Genomic DNA, 20,380 nt, shown 5'->3' on the forward strand with positions numbered 1-20,380 from the left:
GTGGTCGATCCCCCCACTCGCTCAACATGGGGCTTTTCATAGATCGAAGGTATGTAATATGCAAATCTCAACACGCTCTTTTTCCGCTGCACTGGCAGCTTTAACACTGATGACGGCTAGCCACGCATTTGCTCACGGTGACGTTACCCCACAAGCCATTGATATTACGGGGATTGATCCTATTAAAGACAGCGCGACGTGGGTAGACACCAACCCGTATTCCGGTAACGAAAGAGCCGCTGAAATCGGGAAACACGCTTTTGCCCAAAACTGCGCCCGTTGCCACGGCATTGATGCTGTTTCGGGCGGCATTGCGCCAGACTTACGCGAGAAATTACCGTTAGGCGCAGAAGGCGATGAAATTTTCAAAGAACGCATGGTGAACGGCGCAGTACGTAATGGCGTCACCTACATGCCCAAATTTGACGGCATTGTGGCACAAGAAGGTCTGTGGGCAATCCGTACTTGGTTAGAAACCGTTTCAGTGGACGCGCCGCCTAAAGAGGTTGCCAAAACCGAAGAAGCCAAACCTGCTGAACCCGCGAAAATAGAAGAAAAGAAATAGTATTTGTACCCCCTCGTTTAGAGGGGCTTTTCACGAAGAGGAGGATGAACTGTGAAATTAACCACTTGCTGTTCCGTGGCGCTCACCGCGCTCTTACTGGCCAACCCGCTGTACGCAGGCTCGCTGGAAGAAGTCAAAGCCAAAGGCGTGTTAAGCGTTTCCCTGTACAAAGAGTTTCCCCCGTATTCATCCGTGATTGACGGCAAACAGCAAGGTGTGGACGTTGCCATTGCCGAAGCCTTGGCGCAAAAGCTCGATGTGAAAAGCGACATCCGCCTAGTCGGTGCAGATGAAAACGTCGAAGATGATTTACGCAATAACGTCTGGAAAGGTCACTACCTCGGCGGTGGTGTTACCGACGTGATGCTGCACATGCCCTACGACAATGCGTTTTCCGAAAAAGTGGATAAGGTCAAATTCGTCGCCCCCTATCAACTGGAGCAAGTCACGTTTGCCTTTGATACCAATAAAGTCGGCAAGCAACCCACCCTCGCCAACTTCACCAGCGAGCCGATTGGGGTTGAAATCGACACCCTCAGTGACTTTTACCTGCTGGAAGCCATGCAAGGGCAAATCAGCAAAAATATCCGCCATTTCCCTAACCTGACCCAAGCCGCTGAAGCCCTCAAAAAAGGCGAAATCTCCGGCATTATGGGGCCGCGTGGCGAACTCGAAGGCATTTTGAGCGCCCGCCCAGCTAATATCCAGATTCAAGGCTTGATCACCCCCGGTTTAGCCCGCAACAACTGGGCAATGGGTGTCGCGGTCAAAGCTGTTAATGAAGACCTTGCTAAAGCCGTGGATGGTGCAATGGCTGAAATGGTCAAAGATGGCACAGTCAAAACGATTTTCGAGCAACACAAGTTAACCTACAACCCAGCGGCAGAACCCCCTACTGCCACCGCCACAACGCCTGAAGCAACCCCTGCGCCCACAGCGCAGAAGTGAGGCTTTATGCTCAACTATGGTGGATGGTTAGTCGGTTGCCTGCTTTGTCAGGTAGCAGTCGCAGCCGAACCTGACCCGCTCAATTCCCCGCAATGGGAAGCGATGCACACGCGCTTCCTCAACGGCGAGCCATACACGTTTGATAGCAAGGTCAAGGTGGAAGCCCCACCGGAGGCGGAAGATTCCCTCAATGTCCCCATCGCCTTGCGGGTGACGGACTTGCCGGATATACAGGAAATGCGCGTGTTTGCGGATCTCAATCCGCTGCCGCATGTGCTGAACTTTCGCCCCAAAACCGTTCCCCCCAACCTCGCATTCCGCATGAAATTGCAACAAGGTAGCCCGGTGCGCGTTGCGGTAAAAACGGCGGATGGGATGTGGCATGTCGGCGGCACGTATGTGGAAGCAGCAGGCGGCGGTTGCACCTTACCCAGCGTCGGCACCTCCAGCGGTGACTGGAGCAAAACCTTAGGGCAAGTCTCCGCCAACGTGTGGCAACGTCCCGACAATAACCGCCTGCGCATCCGCGTCATGCACCCGATGGATACGGGTTTAGCAAGCGGCATTCCCACGTTCCACATCGAAAACCTCAACGTGAAAGACGCGCAAGGTACGCTGCTAGCCGAACTTGACCTGTATGAACCGATCAGCGAAAACCCCATGCTGAGTCTGGATGTCGGCAAAATCACCACCTTCACACTGGAAGGGCGCGACAATAATGGTAACAAGATTGCGGCGGAGGTAGCGCCATGAAACGTTGGTTATGCGCCGCTTTCTTCATCAGTAACGCCGTCTTTGCCGACGACTTCGCCTACCCCATGCAACCACAACAAGTTGCCACTGATACCTACGTCATCGAAGGCAAAACCGAAGATTTTTCCAAGAAAAATGGCGGTTTCATCGTCAATACCGGCTTCATTGTGACGGCGGATGGCGTGGTGGTCATTGATACCGGCGTATCACGGCGATTTGGCGAACAACAGCGTGCCGCGATTGAAAAGCTCACGGGTAAAAAAGTCGTGCGCGTTTACATTACCCATCACCACCCCGACCACTTTTTGGGGAATCAAACGTATACTGACGTGCCGATTTACGCCCTGCCTGCCACCCGCGATGGCATTAAAGCGGAAGGCGAAATGTTCAGCGGCAATATGTACCGCATGGTCGGCGATTGGATGCGCGATACCCGCGTAACGCCCCCCACTCAGGATGCCAAAGCGGGTAAGGAAACCATCGGCAGACATGAGTTGGAAGTGCTGGCCTTGCAAGGTCATACCGCTGGCGATCTGGCGCTGTTCGACCACACCACGGGCGTGCTGTTTTCCGGCGATTTGGTATTTAATAACCGCGCTGCCACCACCCCGCACGCGACGTTAACAACGTGGTTGACAACACTGGATAGCTTGCAAGCTTTATCCTTCAAAACACTCGTGCCAGGGCATGGCAACGTCGCCAGCGATACCGCCCCGATTGCGCAGACCCGTGCGTATTTGCAATGGCTGCAAACCACGCTCAAGGATGCCGCCGCAAACGGGCTGGATATGCTGGAAGTGATGCAAACGCCGATCCCCGCCGATTTCCAGTCAGTGGCATTGGTGCAAAATGAATTACGGCGCTCGGTCAGCCATCTGTACCCGGCGCTGGAACAAGCAAACCTGAAACCGGCGAAGCAGGCAGAATGAAGTGGGGCAACCTCCTCCTCCCGTTCTGTTGTCTTTGCTTGTCTGCCTGTCAGCCGGATTTAGGCTTAGCTGACTGCGAACGAACCCCCGATATGCCGACGGGGTTGAAAATGGCGCATTATCGGGGCGCAACCCCGGCTTGTGTTCCCAATGGCATTACGCTGAAGGTGACAGCGCTGCAAACCTTGCTGCAACGTCCTGAAGCACCCGTGTTGATTGATGTGTGGGCGATTTTATTGCGCCAAGAAGCCGGTTTCCCCAGCGTTTGGCTACCCAACGAAGTGCATGAAAGTTTACCGAATGCGGTGTGGTTGCCGAATGTGGGATATGGGGAGTTAACGCCGGAAATTGAAACCTACTTGCAAACCAACTTGCAACGTTTGAGCAGCGGTGACAAACACAAACCGCTGGTGTTTTTTTGCGTGGCGGATTGCTGGATGTCGTGGAATACCGTGCAGCGGGTGCGCAGCTATGGCTATACGCAGGTTTACTGGTTCAAAGATGGTACGGATGGTTGGTCGGAAGCGGGGCTGCCGTTGGTCACGGTCAGCCCTGTGGATATGGATTAAAACTTACACTGGCTGTCGCGCTCGTCGAAGCCTAGCGTGTCGAGATTATTGGTTTGATGTAAGAAACCTTCCAGCGGGGCGCGATCTACCACCCAGTTATGCGTCGAGAGCAGTAAGGGCTGACGTAATTGGTGATCCCACGGGCGGAAACTGCTGGCGTTGCCTTTTGCGCCATCCAGCGTGGTATCGGGTGCAGTCAGAAAATCCCGCAACTTGACAAAATCCGCCCCATTGGTTTGTTGTACCGCTGTGGCAATCGCCTTGACTGCCATCCACGCCGCCCAATCGGGATCACTCATACGGCGCTCAGCTTTTTTCTCGAAACGCTTCTCGACTTGTGGTGCACCGTGGCGTTCCCATGCCCAGTTCCACGCCAGTGCATTCAAGCCTTCCGAACCTATCACCGGACGTGGCAACAGGGTTTGGTAAGCGGCATTGCGGGCAAATTCGCCGTGACTGTCGGCAATGTACACCACGTCGTAATCTTCATCCCCGGTCAGCAGCGCAATATTGTTCTTGTCGCGTTCACGCGGGTCATTGCCCAATACAAACGGACGTTTGGCAACAATTTCTGCGCCGTAACGCTTGGCAGCCCGCTCAAAGGCAGCAGTCAGTAACTTGTCTTCAGGCGCTTCGCCTTCCAACACCAACACCTGTTTCCACTTGTGTGCGACCAAGTATTGCACCAAGGCATCGGCTTGCATGGCGTGATTGGGCAAGGTGTGAAACACGACCGCCTGACACTGCGCCTGACGCAAACTGTCATCGGGGGCGGAGACATTGAAAAACACTACGTCTTTACCTTTGAAGGCGCTGGCAACTTCGCTCAACGTGGCAGCAGGCAAATCGCTGAGGATAAAGCGCACACCTTTGGCTTGCAGGGTTTCCACCTGTTTGATCAGTTCCGCTGCGGTGGCGGCTTCGGCGGATTCGAGGGCAAATTCGACACCGGCATTTTGTCCGTGGAATTTCACTTCCTTGAGCGCCACTTCTGCCCCCTCATACGGACGACCCAAGGCTTGCCCTAGGAATTGCGCGGTCATGTGCTTGTCGTCGTAACGCGGGTCATCGCTTTGCTGCATATACCCAATGCTGAGGGTTTGCGCGGCATACACGGGCAAGCTGGTGCAACCGACCCACAGACACACCAGCCAAGTGCAGCAACGCCTAATCATCAACCACCACCATGTAAGGCACACGCCCAACCGGAACAGATTTAGTCACTTTACGGTCTGCGACATTAACGATGGACACGTCATCGCTCAAGCCATTCGCCACGAACAGCAGCGATTCATCCTTGTTCAAGGCCGCATTCCACGCACGTTCGCCGACCAGAATGTAATCCTCGACCTTGCGGGAAGCCACATCGACCACCGCCACGCGATTTGCCCGCCCGATGGTGACGAAGGCGGTTTTGCCATCACGGGTCATGCTGATGCCGACGGGGGTAATGTCTTCCTTGCGGAAACCTTCGGGGGCAAAAGTGATTTTTTCTTTGATGGTATGGTCGGCGAGGTTGATGATGCTGATGGATGCATCCAGTTCGCTCGTGACCCACAGTTCTTGATTATCAGGCGTGGTAGCAAAGCGGCGCGGACGTTCACCCACCACAATATTGGCTTTCACCGCTTGGCTAGCAATGTCGACCACATGCACGGTATTGGCGACTTCGGAGGTGACATACACGCTTTTGCCGTCATGACTGGTGAGGACACCTTCGGGTTCTTCACCGATTTCGACTTCCTTGAGCATTTTTTTGCTGGCAACGTCGAGAATCCCCAGCGCACCGTCGTCTTCGAGGGAGATGAACATTTGTTTGCCATCCTGACTGAAATCGAAGGCTTCGGGGTCTTCGACATCCTCAATCTTGTCGATGACTTCGAGCTTGGCAACGTCGATCACGTCGATGCTGGCACCTTCACCGCAGGCGGCGTACAGCAACGTTTTATCGGGGTTGAATTGCAAGTGACGTGGGCGCTTGGAAGTTTTAATGTCTTTAACTTTTGCAAAGGTTTTGCCATCCAGCACGGTGACAATGTGGTCGTTTTCACTGCTGACGAAGGCGTAGCCAGTGTCTTTGGCGAAGGCGGGGCTGGCGACCAATAAGCTGAGCGACAGCAAGGGCAGGGCGAATAATAGTGGGAAAAAGGGTTTCACGATGTCCTCCTCATCAATGAAGCTTTAGGCTTATTGTAGGCGGAGGCTGGTTGGAAAAAGGTTGGTTGGGTATAAAGGAATCAGGTACAGCAGGCTGGGGCACGCTAAAACTCCAGCTTGTAGCCCACCCCGTAGATGGATTTGATGAATTCGCATTCCGGCATAATGCTCTGGAGCTTGCGGCGCAGGTTCTTGATATGGCTATCCACCGCACGATCCGTTACCTCGCGGCGGTCATCATACAAACGATCCAGCAATTGCGCCCGCGAATAGACTCTGGCAGGGTTAGCATACAGGTGTTCCAGCAGACGGAATTCGACTGGGGTCAAGTCCAGTTTATGTCCGTTAAGGTGAGCTTCCATGCGCTCGGTATTCATTTCAATGCCACTACTGGCGGCTTGTTCCAGCAATGGTCGATCCATGCGCCGCAGCAGATTTTTTACCCGTGCGACCAGTTCACGTGGGCTGTAGGGTTTGCAAACATAATCATCCGCTCCCAGCTCCAGCCCCAAAAGACGGTCGATTTCGTCTACCCGTGCGGTTGCCATGATCACTGGTGTGTTGGTAAAGGTACGCAATTCATGAAAAATATCGATGCCATCCCGCCCCGGCAACATCAGGTCAAGAATGATCAAGTCGGGGGAATACGCCCGCACCCACGGTATGACCTTGGTTCCATGATCCAGCCAGTGTGAACGCAATCCCATCTGTTCCAGATACTCACCCACTACTTGTGCCAGCTTTGGCTCGTCTTCCACCAGTAGAATGCATTTATTGGCAAAATCAGTCATGACCCTTTCCGAATTAAAAAAGTGTGTTTCTCCATACTTCCTCCACAAAGTGATTTTAAATTAGCCATCAACGCGATTTGTTCACCTGAGAGGAGACTTCATGAATACCTTGAAAACGCCAATAACGTTGCTGCTACTGGGTTGCGCCCTGACAGCTTGCGGTGGTTCCTCCACCAGTACCAGTACCACGACGACGGACACAACCGCGACGGACACAACCACCAACAGTGGATCAACCTTAACCGTCACCACCAACTACGATCAAGTAGTTTCAGAAGGTACTAATGTCACCCTCGTTGCCACTGCTTCTGACAGTAGCGCAACCTATGCTTGGACACAAACGACCGGAACCGCCGTAACGTTGGGCAGCGCTAATACTTCGGTACTCAGTTTTGCAGCACCCAGTGTAGCAACCACCACCACGTTAACCTTTAAAGTCACCGCGAGTACCGCTACAGGAACAAGTTCAAAGGATGTTAACGTAGAAGTCTGGAAACCACTCAGCACTACGGATTCAACAGCGTTGGGTGATTTCTCCGGCAAGTCTGGCTGGTCATGTACCGAAGATCCGCGTGATACTGGTTATACCTCCAGCGTTACCCGCAGCGAATCAACGGATACGATTAGCTATACCATCAATGCCATACCCGCCCATGCCGTTGGAACCTTCCCCAATGCAGGCAACCCCAACACCCTAACACCGCAAACCTTTTCGTTCAAAATTCCGCGTTCCCCGCAAAAACAAAGCACTCCAACTGACGTGAAAAACTTTGGTTTCACGCTGGATGGCGTTACCTTCGATCGTAATACCGCCGAATGTTACAACAATGAAACGGCGTGTAACTGGCGTTATGAAGCGATTACGCCCGGTATTGCCAGCGGGAAGTTTCAGTGGAGCTGGCTGGGGACGGATTGCAATAACGGTCATGTGCAACCTACCGGCAACTACCATTACCACGGTCTACCCGAAAGCTTGATCAACAAATTGGGCGATACGGGCAAGAAAATGACACAAGTTGGCTATGCCGCCGATGGTTTCCCCATCTACGCGCGTTGGGGTTACAGCAATCCACTGGATACCAGCAGTGCATTGAAAAAAGTGACCGGCAGTTATGAACTCAAATCCGGTACGCGTCCCAGTGGCCCCGGCGGCACTTATGACGGCACATTCATTCAGGACTGGCAATACGTGGCAGGCTCCGGCGACCTAGATGATTGTAACGGGCGTTTTGGCATCACCCCCGAATACCCAGCGGGTACTTACCATTACTACTTGACCGACGATTACCCTTACATCCCGGATTGTGTGTACGGAACCCCAGATAGCAGTACGACTGGCGGTGCAGGCGGCCCACCGCCACCGCTGTAATCAACCACTAGCAGGATTTATCGGTATGAAACGATTGAATAAGGTGGTGGCTACGGCTGCCGCCAGCTTACTGCTGCTGTCCACAACGCCAGTGATGGCGCACGGCGGTCACAACAACCTGATCCAGTTACGCGCCGAGGTAACCCGTTTGCATCTGGAAACGCATCTGGATGCCGCCACGCTGAGCAGTTTCGATGAAAACAAGGATGGGCAACTCACCCAAACCGAATTCGATACGCAACTGCCCGCCATCAAGCAATGGTTGCAAACGTATTTCAGTGTTCGCAACGAAGCGGGGGAATTGCTAACGCCCAGCTTATTTGATTTGCCAGTATCAGAAAGCGAACCGGGGAAAAGCGGCGAAACACGTATTAGCCATGTCCACATGGTGCAACAATACGCATGGTCGCTTGCGCCCACGCTGAAAGTCACGCTCAAACCGTTTGAACAAGGCAAACGCTTGCTGCTATTTAAAGAAGGCGGCTTTTTCATGCGACCGCTGGATAACGAGCCACTGGAACTGACGGTCAGCGCCCCGGCGCAATAAGACCGCATTCCTCATCGGTCATGCCTGAGTTTTCGACTCAGGCAGACTCCGCCGGAAACGCCACCTCAATCAACAATCCACCCAGTGGCGAATGTCTCGCTTGAATCGTGCCGCCGTGGGCTTCCACGTTATTTTTGCAGATCGATAAACCCAACCCAGAACCACCCAAAGCACGGCTGCGCGACTTATCCACCCGGAACAGACGTTCAAACAAGCGGGGTAAAGCCGTATCTGGCACGCTCGGCGCACTGTCCTGAATCATGACCGTTACCTTGTCGCCTTGTTGCTGTGCAAGTATTTCCACTTCTCCGCCTGCATCGGTATAGCGGTAACTGTTGCCCAGCAAATTAGCAAACAACTGGTAAAGACGATCGGCATCACCTTGTATCCACAGCGCTTGTTGCGGATCGAAGCGAGTCGTCAAGCCAATATGCTTTTCTTGCAAACGTGTTTTCGCGCCTAATGCCACCTCCGTCAGTACCGCCGTGAGGTCAACGGATTCAGTTGCCAAATTCAGTTCGGCACTGTCGGACAATGCAAGCTGGTGTAAATCTTCCACCAGTTTGCCCATCGCCAGCACATCGACATGCAGCGACTGGATGCGTTCTAGCGTCGGCTGGCGAATGCCGTCCAGCAGTGCCTCAATTTCACTGCGCAAAATGGCGATCGGGGTACGTAATTCGTGGGAAATATCCGCAATCCATTGCTGACGCAGGGTTTCATTGTGCTGCAAGGCTTCCGACAACGTATTGAAGGCTTGCGCCAAGCGCCCCAGCTCATCCTGTGTGCTCACCTCGATGCGAGTGTCAAATTTGCCCGTGGTCAAGGCTTGCGCTCCTTGGGTCAAGGAATGCACCGGGCGGAGCAAATGCCTGACCAATACCAGTGCCAGCATAAACGATAATCCAGCAGCAAACAGGGCGATCAGGTAGAGGTTGCGTAATTGCTGATTCAAAAAAGTGCCCGCTAAATCATTGGGAATCATGCGACCTTGGCGTACATGCAACCAACCCACCGTTTTACCGGACACATGAATGACAACTGCCGTCAGGATGCCTTTGTCGCCGGGACGCGAGGCTAGATTATGGGGATTACCGATGATTAGTTGTTGATCGGCATCTAACAAGTTCAAGCGCGTACTCAACGGGCGTGGTAGCGGTTTGCCCCGCTCCGGTGATTCCATGTGAATAAATTCAGAGCTGCTCGGTGGTCGGGGAGGTGGGGGAGGCGGTTCACCAATACTTGCCAACAATCGACCCCATTGCTGAGGAGTGTCACGGATGAAATCCCAATTGCTATGGGCAGCAAATTCTTCACTTAATTTATTCGCCAGTTCCTGTACCTTGTCCAGTTCCCCCGCACGATGGTAGTCGGCGAAACCGCTACGGAAGCTCCAGTTCATGAAGACCACCATGACCAGCACCACCATGATGGTCGCGAGTAACATCGCGAGGAATAGTTTGGAAAAAATGTTCATCCGCATTGCAACGCACCTCCTGCCCGCAGGATACACGCGAAATGGGTAGAAAATGTGGAGGAGGGTACGGTTTTTGGGAACGCGACAGATTTGGAACTACCGTTTCTTCTCAGCTTTACAAACTACCGTATTTCTTCGCAAACACCACCGATGGTTCGCCGCTGCGGTTATAAAAATGCAGCGTATTACCCACTTGCTGTACACTCCCCGCGCGTTGCAAAGTACGAATATAACTTCCTTCCCAGTTCCCCACATTGACCGTAGGCCCGCCCGGTGTCGTCGGCAATACGCGGCAAACGGCTTTACCCTTCTCAACGCCCGTCATCATAAAGCCGGTATGCCCGACCCGCTTAAAGTTTGTGGTGTAATCATTGCAACCGGATGAACCACTCAAAGCATCTTCCCCGACTTTCAAATTGATCTCCAATTCCGGCGGCACTTCCGTACCGTAAATGGAAAGCAACCGCCATTCACTGCCCAACAAGGACGGGCCACCGCTGTTCAGTGGGCATGTTCCGCTAGCAGATTCAGCCGCAGCTAAACCTGTACTAGCCAGCACTATTGCTACCCACAGTACAGAACCGCTTAATAAATTAAATAAATTACTCGTAACAAATGATCGTTTCATGCGTTTTTTTTTCCTGAGTTAAAGACGTTAAGCAGCCACTTGTTGCACTTTGTCGTGGAGAATCGCCCTGCCTTGACTCAACAGCGTGTCGATTTCAATGTGGATAAAACGCCCCAAAATCGCTTTATTCAAACCCGAAGCACGGCTGATCGCCTCCTGCTGGGTCATGATGAAACTTTCCACAATCAGACTGCACACGGTTGCTTGTAGCTTCTGGAAAACCTGAATCACGGCTAATGCCTCGGCGGGTGGGAATTCTTCCAGCAGGTGGGTCTGAATATAGTTAATCATCCACGCCCACATACCTAACATCGCGGGATTGGGGATGTTATGTTTGACATGTACAATGCCAATCAATGCCTGCCACGCCCAATAATGCTCATCAAAATGCCCTCCCGTGGTCACTTGATACCATTGCCGTAAGGTGTTTTCCCGCATGGCTCGATCTTTAGGGTTGATATGCTGTTGCGTTGCCGCATCACTGTATATCAGATCGTAAAATCCCTTGATCAGCGGTGCTTCGCATTGCTTGAAAAACCCTTGGTAGCGTTGGAGCAAGACCCCATCTGCCGCTGTAGGTATTAATATTGCTGGAATAGTTTCTAGAATGCGCTGCGTCATGTCTGTTAAATTCATTGCTAGGTTTCCGTTTTGTTATTGCCCTAAGACATCAATGTTTAAAACGCGCTAAGTTCAGCCGTTTTATCTTCCAATACTTGTTGCGCGGGAATGAGATTATTCAAACCAAACTCCTGAATCAGTTGGCGCGTCATCGGCAACAATTGCGCCGCTTGCTCAAGGTCATTGGTTTGCAATGCCACTCTGACTTGACGCAAATGCGCCGCCGTAATTTCCTGCCCTAACCGCGCCACTTGGGGATGCTGTGGCGCTTGCGCACGCAATTGCCGTGCAAAATGCAATGCACCGTCACTCGCACCTAAGTTCCCCACCTCCATCGCCGCGTAAGCACGTTGAATCAGTTCATCTATACCGCTGTACTCGGCGGCTATCGGTGGTGGTGTGGTTTCTGGTATCACCACCGGTTCAGCAATCACAGGCTCAGGGACGGGCGGCGACACGACTTTACTGACAGGCGGCGGTACTACTTTTTTCTCAAGCACCACCGCCACCGGACGTTGCTGCTCAATAGGAGACGCATCTAACGCAACGGCTGGTGTCGCTTGATCCAATTGCGTTACCGCTACGGTCATCACCGCCGTGCTAGGCAAAGACGCCAAGACCACCCTTGGCGCAGCAAGTTGTGCCGTGGGTGGTGGTGGCGGCGTCACCGTATTTAATTTCATCACCGCATTACCTGCCACCGCTGTAAACACCCCAAACAAGGTCAATAACCCCCCCGTCATCAAGGCTTGCCCTAGATGCTTGCGCGGCATGAGTTGATGGTGCGTGGCACGTTTTTCCAATGCCTGAATTTCTGGAGCAAATGCTGTAGCTAACAGGTAAAGGCTTGCTTTTCCGGCACATAACAACAGCGCTGGATCAATCTGTGCATCCAGATAACCTTGCTTCACCAACGGGTTAATCTGCTGACGCGTCAGGCGATAACAGCGCTGCGGTATCTCGGATTGACTCAGTAAACTCTGTAATTCCCAGCTATCCGGGCTTTGCAAGACAAAGTAAGCCAATTCCTCGTCTTGACCATACGCCAAGGTTTCCAAGACCCACGGCATCCCCACGCGTTGGTAAGTCTTGCACATGTGTTGAAACATCGTATCCAAAGACCACGTAGCAGTCGTTGTCGGCAGCACATGAATCAAGACGCGTGACTCTAAGCCTTGGTGTTTAACTTGTTCTAGATCACGCCCTCGGTAGACTTTTCCTGCTGCTGATACCGCAATACACCCCAATAAAGCATAACGGTTACTCAGGATAAGATGCTTACCTGAATGATTCAAAGCCCCCATACCACGACTCCATTTCTTCAAAAAAATACCGAACGGCAAAAACAATCAGAATAAATAACCCGTAACGATCGTGTCGCCAACCCTAGAAATATTACTTAACACCCCACGTGTAGCAGCAGCATACTAAACCGATTCACCTTGAAACCAAGTAAGAACGCCCTGTTACCCGTAACATCACAAGGATTTTAGGGCGAAAATATCGCCTATATTCTGGATAAACACACTCGAAAAAAATTACCCAATCAAATGAAAAATAAGTATAAATAGGGTTAACTCTAAACATTCGTGACCAAGCGTTACAATTCTGACGTTGTTGGAGATGTTGCATCCATGCAACTATTAGTAATTAATGACTTAGTAACATTGCAGAAGGACTGAGCTGTTTTTTTATTAAGAAGAAAAGGGATTTTATGGTCGAAAAAGATTTTATCGAAAAAGAGCTAGAACAAATATTAGCCAGCCGATTATTGGAGAGCAAAAAACAAGCATGTAATTTCCTAACGTACACCGTGACAGAAACGTTAGCCGGACGTGGCGAAAAAATTACACAATACGCTATCGCGATTGACGCACTCGGTAAGCCAACAGATTTTTGTCCAACCGAAAGCCCAGCGGTACGGGTGGAGGCGGGGCGTGTGCGCAAATTATTGGAAGCGTATTACGCCAGTGAAGGGCAACACAGCAAAGTCAAAATCGTCTTACCCAGTGGCAGTTACCAGCCGGTGTTTGAATATGGCACGCCTGCGCCCCCCACCACCGTGCAGTCGTTTGAGCCAAAAAGCATCCAATCACTCGGCCCTAAAGTACACATTAGCTATCAAGATACCGCGCTGATCCGCGATCCTGCCTTACGCGGCTTGGTCTACAATATGCGCTCGATTTTACCCATGACACTGGGTAATTTCCGCGAAGTGCGCATCGCTTTAGCACGCGCTAGCGCTGGCAAACACCCGCAAACCGATGTCCTTGCTTCCGCATGGCGGCGGCATCAGGCAGAATTTCTGCTGCAATGCACCGCAGAAGTCACCGAAACCGGTTTCGCGCTGCGTTTCGTCCTATTGCACACCCTTACACGCGAAGAAGTCTGGTCTGAAAATGCTCACTTGCCCCTGCATCATACCCAGCAAACCTTGGAAGCCATTTTCAGCCAATTGATACAGGAAACGTTTAGCCTGCATCGCGGAGTAGCAATGGCTTACTGGAGTCGTTACTGGAAAAATCGTGACATCATCCCTAGCCACTACCAAGTGTTGGTGGAACATGTCGCCTTTATTCAGGAAACAGCGGGGGATACCAATCTCCAAGCGTTTTTGGAGGCTTGCCAAACTCGCACGCAACGTTACCACGATGATGCTTTAGCACACCTGCATTACGCCGTGCTGTGCTTGTATGCCTACATGCTCGGCGATACCAGTACCCCGCTGGAAACGCAATGGCATCGCCTCGCCTTACGCGCCTTAGAACTCAACCCCGGTAATGCCTTGGCACACAGCATTTTCGCGCTGGAATGTTTCCACCGAGGCGATCACGAAATGGGGCAGGTGGAAATCGAAACTGCCCGCCAAGTGAATCCCCATGATGCAACGGGCGGGCATCTCATGGCAGTTGGACTCTGTGCGCTACGCCAATGGGAATTGGCGTTTACCCTGATGCGCGATATTGCAGGGCTGGAATCCAGTTATCCCGACCCGCGCCGCACGATTCCCTGCCTGTTTTATTTCAGACGCGGCGAATTTGCCCGCATTGCCAGCGCTACCCCGCAATTCACCGAGTTAGGCGGCTGGGAAACCTTTGGCAAGCTGGCGAATCATTGCCGTACTGACGATTGCAAAGGCTGTATCCAGACCCTCAGCCAAGCCGTGGATAAGGTAAGCCCACAAACCACCTCGCTACCCAACAACAGCGCTTGGGCAAGTGTGCAACAACGTTTACCCCCATCTAGCAGCGCTCGGTTAAACGATTTAGCCCTGCACAACACCGCATTACAATAACAGGGAGCAACATTCGGGCGGGAATGGCTGGATGCTGGCGCCGCCTCTCCGTATACTTTAAGCCCCCAGTTGTTGAGATGACGCATGAAAGACGCAATTATTGTCGGTGGTGGCATTTTAGGTATGCTGACAGCCCGTTCCCTGCACGAGGCGGGCTTAAAAGTCATGATCATCGACCAAGGCGAATTGGGTAAGGAATCCACATGGGCGGGTGGTGGTATTCTGTCGCCATTGTACCCGTGGCGTTACCCTGCGGCGATTTCGCAACTGGCGCAATACGGACAGCAACACTACCCCACCTTATGCGCCACGGTGCGCGAAGAAACCGGCATTGACCCGCAATGGATACGTTCCGGCTTGGTGTTTACGGGTGATCAAGACTATGCCGTTGCACAAGCATGGGCAACGCAGTGGGGCTACGATTTGCAGCACCTCACCTCCGCTCAAGCCATGCACACCTGTGAACCACGACTGGCAGCAACCTTCCACAACGGGCTATTTATGCCCGACATCGCGCAAATGCGTAACCCGCGCATTGCCGACTCCCTGCGCACCAGTTTGCGCTTGCTCCCGATTGAAATTGCCGAACATTACCCCGTATCGGGCATAGAAGTGACCAACGGACGTGTCACGGGTGTGTCGATGGGCAATGAAGTGTTTCATGCGAATAACGTCATCCTCACCACGGGCGCATGGACAGGGCTGTTCCCCGAAATGCAGGCGTTAAACGTGAATGTACGCCCGGTATTGGGGCAAATGATTCTGTTCCGAGGCGCAAAAGGCTTGCTGAAACGCATTGTGCTGCACGACGGTACGTACCTGATTCCGCGTCAAGATGGTCGGATTCTGTGCGGCTCGACCTTGGAAATGCGCGGCTTCGACAAACAAACCACCACGGAAGCGTATGAAGCGTTGCGGGAAAAAGCGTACCAGATGATGCCCGCGTTACGTGACTTGCCGATCAATAACCATTGGGCAGGCTTGCGCCCCGGTTCGCCGGACGGTGTGCCGTATATTGACCAACACCCTGACATTGCGGGCTTGTATGTGAATGCAGGGCATTACCGCTACGGGGTCACGATGGGGCTGGCTTCAGTACACCTGCTGACGGATATGCTATTAGGCAACACTCTCCGTATTGATCCAAAGCCCTACCGTTTGGATGCAGTGCGTGTGCCCACCGCAGAATTTAGATAAACATCAAAATATTAGAAAATACTAACCTAGATCAAGGACGACTTAATTTGCTGTTTTGGCATTGATTTTTCGCAATTTTTCCTCTGAGGATTCGGACTATTCTGATCATAAGAACAGAGTAGATACACAACATGCAAGAGGAGAGAGTTCATGAAAACGTCAACTGCATTGATCACTGGCACTTTGTTGGGCGCTGTATTGACAGGCGTTGCTACATGGGTCGTTATGCCTAAACTGATGATTAATACCCACGAAAGCCGATTAGGTTTTGAGGAAACCGTCGCTGCTTTACAAACGGCGGCAACGGGGAAGAAATGGCTCGTTCCCAAAATTTATGACATGCAGGCTAGCTTGCACAAGGAAGGCTATACTGACATGGGTAAGATTTCCATCTTGTCACTGTGTCAGCCTGAGTATGCGTACAACATCCTCAAAAACGACAGTGATAAATTTGTGACCGCCGTAATGCCTTGCCGGATGGGAGTTTATGAAACCAAGGAAGGTAAAATCATGATTTCCGGCATGAATATGGGATTGATGAGTAAAATGTTTGGCGGCAATATCGCTACCGTGATGGGTGGGGTTGCCGACGAAGAAGCTGAAATGCTCGCCCAAGTGATCAAATAGTCAAGCTGACTGACGGGTGTGTGGTTTACGCGGTGCGCCGCACTAGCCACACACCCAACATAGTCAAACCCATTCCAAACCATTGAAGCAAGGTTAACCATTCATCAAACAGCAACCACGCAATCAGCGTCGTGACTGCCGGAGTCAAATAAAACAAGCTGGTAACATTGGTCGCGCCTTGGTGTCGAATCAACAGGTTAAGCAAGCTGATCGCACCCAGTGACAGCACCACCACCAACCATCCCAACGCGAACATGAAATCGCCCGTCCACTCAATTCGCCATTCACCGATCACGGGTACAAGCAACGCCGTCACGAGTAACGACGGCACAAACTGCACCACCGACCCCGTGCGCAAGTCAAAATGCGAGCAAAAGCGCTTTTGGTACAACGTTCCAAACGTTATGCCGAGCAATGCACATAACGCCGGAATCACCGCTTCCCAACCAAAGCTATGCGCAGCCCCCACACTGGCTTTTTCCGCGAGCACGAGAATAATACCTAGCAAACCCGTCGCAATCCCGACCCACTGGTAGCGCCGCACCGTTTCGCCCAGCAAAATCCCCGCCAACAGTGCCGTCAGCAACGGCTGCAATCCCACGATCAAACTGGTCAAGCCAGCGGGCAAGCCGTGGCTAATCGCCACAAACACACCACCCAAATACGTTGCTTGCAACAGCAAACCCGCCACCATCAAATGGAATAATTGCTTAGGATTGGTTTCCCAAACGGCTTTGCCCGCCCACGCCAAGGCAGAAAGGGCGGCAATCACCAGCACGTAACGTGCCACCAGAAACGCCAGAGGATCGGCATACGGCAGCCCGTATTTTGCACCGATAAAGCCCGTACTCCACAGCAAGACAAACAGGGCTGGAAACGCGCCCAGCAAACGCGGTGGCAGTACCATGCGATTCCTGATTTTAGAGTACGGACAAATCAGCAACGCGCAGGAACAGCCCACGCAAGCGATTCAGCAACGCCAACCGGTTGTTTTTTAAATCCACATCATCCGCCATGACCATGACATCATCAAAGAACTTGTCCACGGGTTCGCGCAATTCCGCCAATGACAGCAAAGCGGCTTCGTATTGACCCGCAGCAAATAACGGTATCACCTTGTTTTCCTGATATTGCACGGCACTGGCTAATGCTTGTTCTGCCTCAAGTTGCAACAAGGTCGGGTTTACGCTGTCCGGCAAACTGCCTTCGACCTTTTTCAAGATATTGCCAATACGCTTGTTGGCAGCCGCAAGGCTTTCAGCAGCCGTCAATTGGCGGAACGCAGCCACCGCTTTCACACGACGATCAAAATCCAACGGCTGGGTCAGCTTGAGGGAGGCAACCGCTTCCACCAATTCCGCACCAATGCCCTGCTCATGATAGTAAGCCCGCAAGCGTTCGAGGATATAATCCAAGGCTGCTTGCGTATCCGGCTTGCTACCGAGGTGCGGAGTTAAACCGTCAGCGGCTTTATCCAGTAGCTCTGCCAAATCCAGCGGCAATTGCAGCTCAATCAGGATACGCAACACGCCCAAGGCCGCACGGCGCAATCCGAACGGGTCTTTTGCCCCCGTGGGTTTTTGCCCGATGCCGAAAATGCCGGTGAGGGTATCCAGCCGTTCCGCCAATGCCAGAATGCGTCCGGTAGCGGTGGAGGGCAGTTCGTCACCCGCAAAGCGCGGCATGTATTGCTCTTCCATCGCGCTGGCAACTTCCGCCGCTTCACCGTCATGGTTGGCGTAGTAGCGCCCCATCGTGCCTTGCAATTCGGTGAATTCAAACACCATGCTGGTCACGAGGTCGCACTTACCGAGTTGTGCGGCGCGGATGGCTAAGGCTTCATCGCCGCCCATGCGTTTAGCAATGTCTGCTGCCAGCAGTGCGACGCGCTCGGACTTGTCGTACAACGTGCCAAGTTTTTGCTGGAATACCATTTTCTTGAGCTGTTCACGGCGACTTTCCAACGAGGTCTTTTTGTCTTGCGTCCAGAAGAATTCGGCATCGCTGAAGCGCGGGCGAATCACGCGCTCATTCCCCGTGGAAATTTGCGCAACATCGCGGCTTTCGATATTGGCAACGGTGATGAAATTTGGCATCAGTTTGCCCGCCGCATCCACCAGCGCGAAGTATTTCTGGTTGTCCTGCATGGTGGAAATCAAGGCTTCCTGCGGCACGTCGAGGAAGCGTTCCTCAAAACGTCCTGCGACGGGGACAGGCCATTCGACCAAGCCAGTGACTTCATCCAGCAGCTCTTGCGGCATAATGGCTGTGCCGCCGAGTTCGGCAGCAAGCGCTTCAACTTTAGTCTTGATCATGTCACGACGCGCTTCAAACCGAGCGACCACATACGCATCACCCAGTTGCACGGCGTAATCGGCTGGCGTGGTAATCGCCACAGCAGCAGGCGCGTGGAAGCGGTGTCCACGGGTTTCGCGTCCCGTTTTGACACCAAGAATAGTCGTGTTGATTACCTCACCATCCGCCAACATCACGATCCAGTGGATAGGTCGCACGAATTCCGCCGTGCCGCTGCCCCACCGCATCCGCTTCGGAATAGGCAATGCTGCGAGGGCTTTTTCAACAATAGCGGGGAACAACGCTGTGGTTTGTTGCCCGATTTGTTGCTGGCGGAAGACTAACCAGCCGCCTTTGTCAGTCTCAATTTGTTGCAAGTCAGCAAACGTTACGCCGCACGAGCGTGCGAAACCTTCTGCCGCTTTGCTAGGATTGCCATCTTTATCAAACGCTGCGGCTAATGCTGGCCCTTTGCGTTCAATGATTTGGCTGGCCTGCTGTGTTGGAACTCGCTTCAACCATACCGCCAAACGGCGCGGGGTGGCGTAGGGGAATAGGTACTCGACCGTTAACCCTGCCTCACGTAATTCAATAAGAATGGCATCCGTAAAAGCTTCAGACAGTTTTTTAAGGGCTTTAGGGGGCAACTCTTCAGTGCCAATTTCTATTAAAAAATCTTGCAACATTATTTTTCTCCTGCGGACAGCATCGGGAAGCCCAAGGCTTCACGGACGTTGTAATAGGCTTCAGCAATCGCACGCGACAAGGTACGCACTCGCAAAATGAACCGCTGGCGTTCGGTCACAGAAATGGCTTTACGCGCATCCAACAAGTTGAAGGTGTGCGAGGCTTTGAGCATTTGTTCGTAAGCAGGCAAGGGCAATCCGGCTTCGATCAGGCGTTGGCTTTCGCGTTCGCACACGTCAAAGGTGTGGAACAGCTCTTCAACATTAGCGTGTTCAAAGTTGTAAGTGGATTGCTCGACTTCGTTCTGGTGGTAAACGTTGCCATAAGTGACGACACCTTGCGGGCCTTTTGTCCACACTAGGTCGTAGACGCTTTGCACGTTCTGCATGTACATCGCGAGGCGTTCCAGACCGTAGGTGATTTCACCGCTGACGGGCTTGCAATCCAAGCCGCCGACTTGCTGGAAGTAGGTAAACTGGGTGACTTCCATACCGTTCAACCACACTTCCCAACCCAAGCCCCATGCGCCCAGCGTTGGCGATTCCCAGTTGTCTTCGACGAAGCGGATGTCATGTACCAGCGGGTCGAAACCGAGCATTTGCAGCGAACCGAGATAGAGTTCTTGAATGTTATCGGGTGACGGTTTCAGCAAGACCTGAAACTGGTAATAGTGTTGCAGCCGGTTGGGATTTTCGCCGTAACGCCCATCGGTTGGGCGACGCGACGGTTGCACGTATGCCGCACGCCACGGCTCAGGGCCGATGGAGCGCAGGAAGGTCGCGGGGTGGAACGTGCCCGCGCCCATTTCCATGTCATACGGTTGCATGATGACGCAGCCCTGTTGCGCCCAGTAATCTTGCAGAGCCAGAATCAGCCCCTGAAAGGTAGAAAGGTCATAGTTAGCCATAACTTACTTGCTTTACGT

General features: G+C 52.6%; 20 protein-coding genes. 10 read left to right on the forward strand and 10 right to left on the reverse strand.

What is annotated here, in order from left to right; translation table 11 throughout:
• Window positions 1–58: 58 nt before the first annotated feature.
• The 5 genes from pedF to J1836_RS06665 all read left to right on the forward strand — a co-directional run bounded on the left by pedF (window position 59) and on the right by J1836_RS06665 (window position 3,764).
• Entirely contained in the window at window positions 59–565 is a 507-nt protein-coding gene (gene pedF / locus J1836_RS06645) for a cytochrome c-550 PedF (protein WP_207250297.1), read from the forward strand.
• Window positions 566–616: 51 nt separating this feature from the next.
• On the forward strand, window positions 617–1,513 hold the full coding sequence (locus J1836_RS06650) for a substrate-binding periplasmic protein (protein WP_207250298.1): 897 nt from the start codon (window positions 617–619) through the stop codon (window positions 1,511–1,513).
• 6 nt (window positions 1,514–1,519) lie between these two features.
• Window positions 1,520–2,266 carry a quinoprotein dehydrogenase-associated SoxYZ-like carrier gene (locus J1836_RS06655; protein WP_207250299.1) on the forward strand — a complete coding sequence of 249 codons (747 nt, stop codon included), beginning with the start codon at window positions 1,520–1,522 and terminating at the stop codon, window positions 2,264–2,266.
• Window positions 2,263–3,195, forward strand: coding sequence for a quinoprotein relay system zinc metallohydrolase 1 (locus tag J1836_RS06660; protein ID WP_207250300.1), 933 nt, complete (start codon window positions 2,263–2,265; stop codon window positions 3,193–3,195). Before J1836_RS06655 ends, J1836_RS06660 begins: the two co-directional genes overlap by 4 nt.
• Window positions 3,196–3,287: 92 nt before the next feature.
• Complete coding sequence (locus J1836_RS06665; RefSeq protein ID WP_242632752.1) at window positions 3,288–3,764, forward strand: rhodanese-like domain-containing protein; 477 nt, start codon at window positions 3,288–3,290, stop codon at window positions 3,762–3,764.
• Here J1836_RS06665 and pedA1 read toward each other — a convergent pair.
• The 3 genes from pedA1 to J1836_RS06680 all read right to left on the reverse strand — a co-directional run bounded on the left by pedA1 (window position 3,761) and on the right by J1836_RS06680 (window position 6,712).
• The gene (gene pedA1, locus J1836_RS06670; protein ID WP_207250302.1) at window positions 3,761–4,939 is read right to left on the reverse strand and encodes a lanthanide ABC transporter ABC transporter substrate-binding protein PedA1; all 1,179 of its coding nucleotides are present in this window, start codon (window positions 4,937–4,939) and stop codon (window positions 3,761–3,763) included. The genes J1836_RS06665 and pedA1 overlap by 4 nt on opposite strands.
• Window positions 4,932–5,921, reverse strand: coding sequence for a PQQ-dependent catabolism-associated beta-propeller protein (locus tag J1836_RS06675; RefSeq protein ID WP_207250303.1), 990 nt, complete (start codon window positions 5,919–5,921; stop codon window positions 4,932–4,934). Before J1836_RS06675 ends, pedA1 begins: the two co-directional genes overlap by 8 nt.
• A 104-nt stretch (window positions 5,922–6,025) precedes the next feature.
• Window positions 6,026–6,712, reverse strand: coding sequence for a response regulator (locus tag J1836_RS06680; RefSeq protein WP_207250304.1), 687 nt, complete (start codon window positions 6,710–6,712; stop codon window positions 6,026–6,028).
• A 100-nt stretch (window positions 6,713–6,812) separates the two neighbouring features.
• Between J1836_RS06680 and J1836_RS06685 the strand changes: the two genes are divergently transcribed.
• Both J1836_RS06685 and J1836_RS06690 read left to right on the forward strand, forming a co-directional pair.
• Window positions 6,813–8,081, forward strand: coding sequence for a YHYH protein (locus J1836_RS06685; RefSeq protein ID WP_207250305.1), 1,269 nt, complete (start codon window positions 6,813–6,815; stop codon window positions 8,079–8,081).
• A 25-nt stretch (window positions 8,082–8,106) separates the two neighbouring features.
• Complete coding sequence (locus tag J1836_RS06690; protein ID WP_207250306.1) at window positions 8,107–8,628, forward strand: hypothetical protein; 522 nt, start codon at window positions 8,107–8,109, stop codon at window positions 8,626–8,628.
• A gap of 37 nt (window positions 8,629–8,665) precedes the next feature.
• Here the strand turns inward: J1836_RS06690 and J1836_RS06695 are convergent, their stop codons facing one another.
• The 4 genes from J1836_RS06695 to J1836_RS06710 form a co-directional block, all read right to left on the reverse strand.
• Window positions 8,666–10,111, reverse strand: a complete 1,446-nt coding sequence (locus J1836_RS06695; protein WP_207250307.1) for an ATP-binding protein — start codon at window positions 10,109–10,111, stop codon at window positions 8,666–8,668.
• Window positions 10,112–10,220: 109 nt separating this feature from the next.
• Window positions 10,221–10,733 carry an META domain-containing protein gene (locus J1836_RS06700; protein ID WP_207250308.1) on the reverse strand — a complete coding sequence of 171 codons (513 nt, stop codon included), beginning with the start codon at window positions 10,731–10,733 and terminating at the stop codon, window positions 10,221–10,223.
• A 27-nt stretch (window positions 10,734–10,760) separates the two neighbouring features.
• On the reverse strand, window positions 10,761–11,369 hold the full coding sequence (locus J1836_RS06705) for a protoglobin domain-containing protein (protein ID WP_207250309.1): 609 nt from the start codon (window positions 11,367–11,369) through the stop codon (window positions 10,761–10,763).
• 41 nt (window positions 11,370–11,410) lie between these two features.
• Window positions 11,411–12,658: a hypothetical protein gene (locus tag J1836_RS06710; RefSeq protein ID WP_207250310.1), complete on the reverse strand. Its 1,248-nt coding sequence runs from the start codon at window positions 12,656–12,658 to the stop codon at window positions 11,411–11,413.
• Window positions 12,659–13,068: 410 nt separating this feature from the next.
• On the opposite strand from J1836_RS06710, the gene J1836_RS06715 reads away from it, so the two are divergent.
• The 3 genes from J1836_RS06715 (at window position 13,069) to J1836_RS06725 (ending at window position 16,473) form a co-directional block, all read left to right on the forward strand.
• Window positions 13,069–14,649 carry a tetratricopeptide repeat protein gene (locus tag J1836_RS06715; RefSeq protein ID WP_207250311.1) on the forward strand — a complete coding sequence of 527 codons (1,581 nt, stop codon included), beginning with the start codon at window positions 13,069–13,071 and terminating at the stop codon, window positions 14,647–14,649.
• 84 nt (window positions 14,650–14,733) lie between these two features.
• Window positions 14,734–15,846: a glycine oxidase ThiO gene (gene thiO / locus J1836_RS06720; RefSeq protein WP_207250312.1), complete on the forward strand. Its 1,113-nt coding sequence runs from the start codon at window positions 14,734–14,736 to the stop codon at window positions 15,844–15,846.
• 150 nt (window positions 15,847–15,996) lie between these two features.
• Window positions 15,997–16,473, forward strand: a complete 477-nt coding sequence (locus tag J1836_RS06725) for a DUF302 domain-containing protein (RefSeq protein WP_207250313.1) — start codon at window positions 15,997–15,999, stop codon at window positions 16,471–16,473.
• Window positions 16,474–16,498: 25 nt separating this feature from the next.
• Here the strand turns inward: J1836_RS06725 and J1836_RS06730 are convergent, their stop codons facing one another.
• Genes J1836_RS06730 through glyQ form a run of 3 tightly spaced genes read right to left on the reverse strand, consistent with a single transcriptional unit; the run spans window position 16,499 to window position 20,362 of the window.
• Entirely contained in the window at window positions 16,499–17,380 is an 882-nt protein-coding gene (locus tag J1836_RS06730; protein ID WP_207250314.1) for a DMT family transporter, read from the reverse strand.
• A 13-nt stretch (window positions 17,381–17,393) separates the two neighbouring features.
• The gene (gene glyS, locus J1836_RS06735; protein WP_242632753.1) at window positions 17,394–19,454 is read right to left on the reverse strand and encodes a glycine--tRNA ligase subunit beta; all 2,061 of its coding nucleotides are present in this window, start codon (window positions 19,452–19,454) and stop codon (window positions 17,394–17,396) included.
• On the reverse strand, window positions 19,454–20,362 hold the full coding sequence (gene glyQ / locus J1836_RS06740; RefSeq protein ID WP_093066954.1) for a glycine--tRNA ligase subunit alpha: 909 nt from the start codon (window positions 20,360–20,362) through the stop codon (window positions 19,454–19,456). The genes glyS and glyQ overlap by 1 nt, the downstream gene beginning before the upstream one ends.
• Between the last annotated feature and the right edge of the window lie 18 nt (window positions 20,363–20,380).

Origin of the sequence: Thiothrix fructosivorans (genome assembly GCF_017349355.1) — a bacterium.
GTDB lineage: Bacteria > Pseudomonadota > Gammaproteobacteria > Thiotrichales > Thiotrichaceae > Thiothrix > Thiothrix fructosivorans.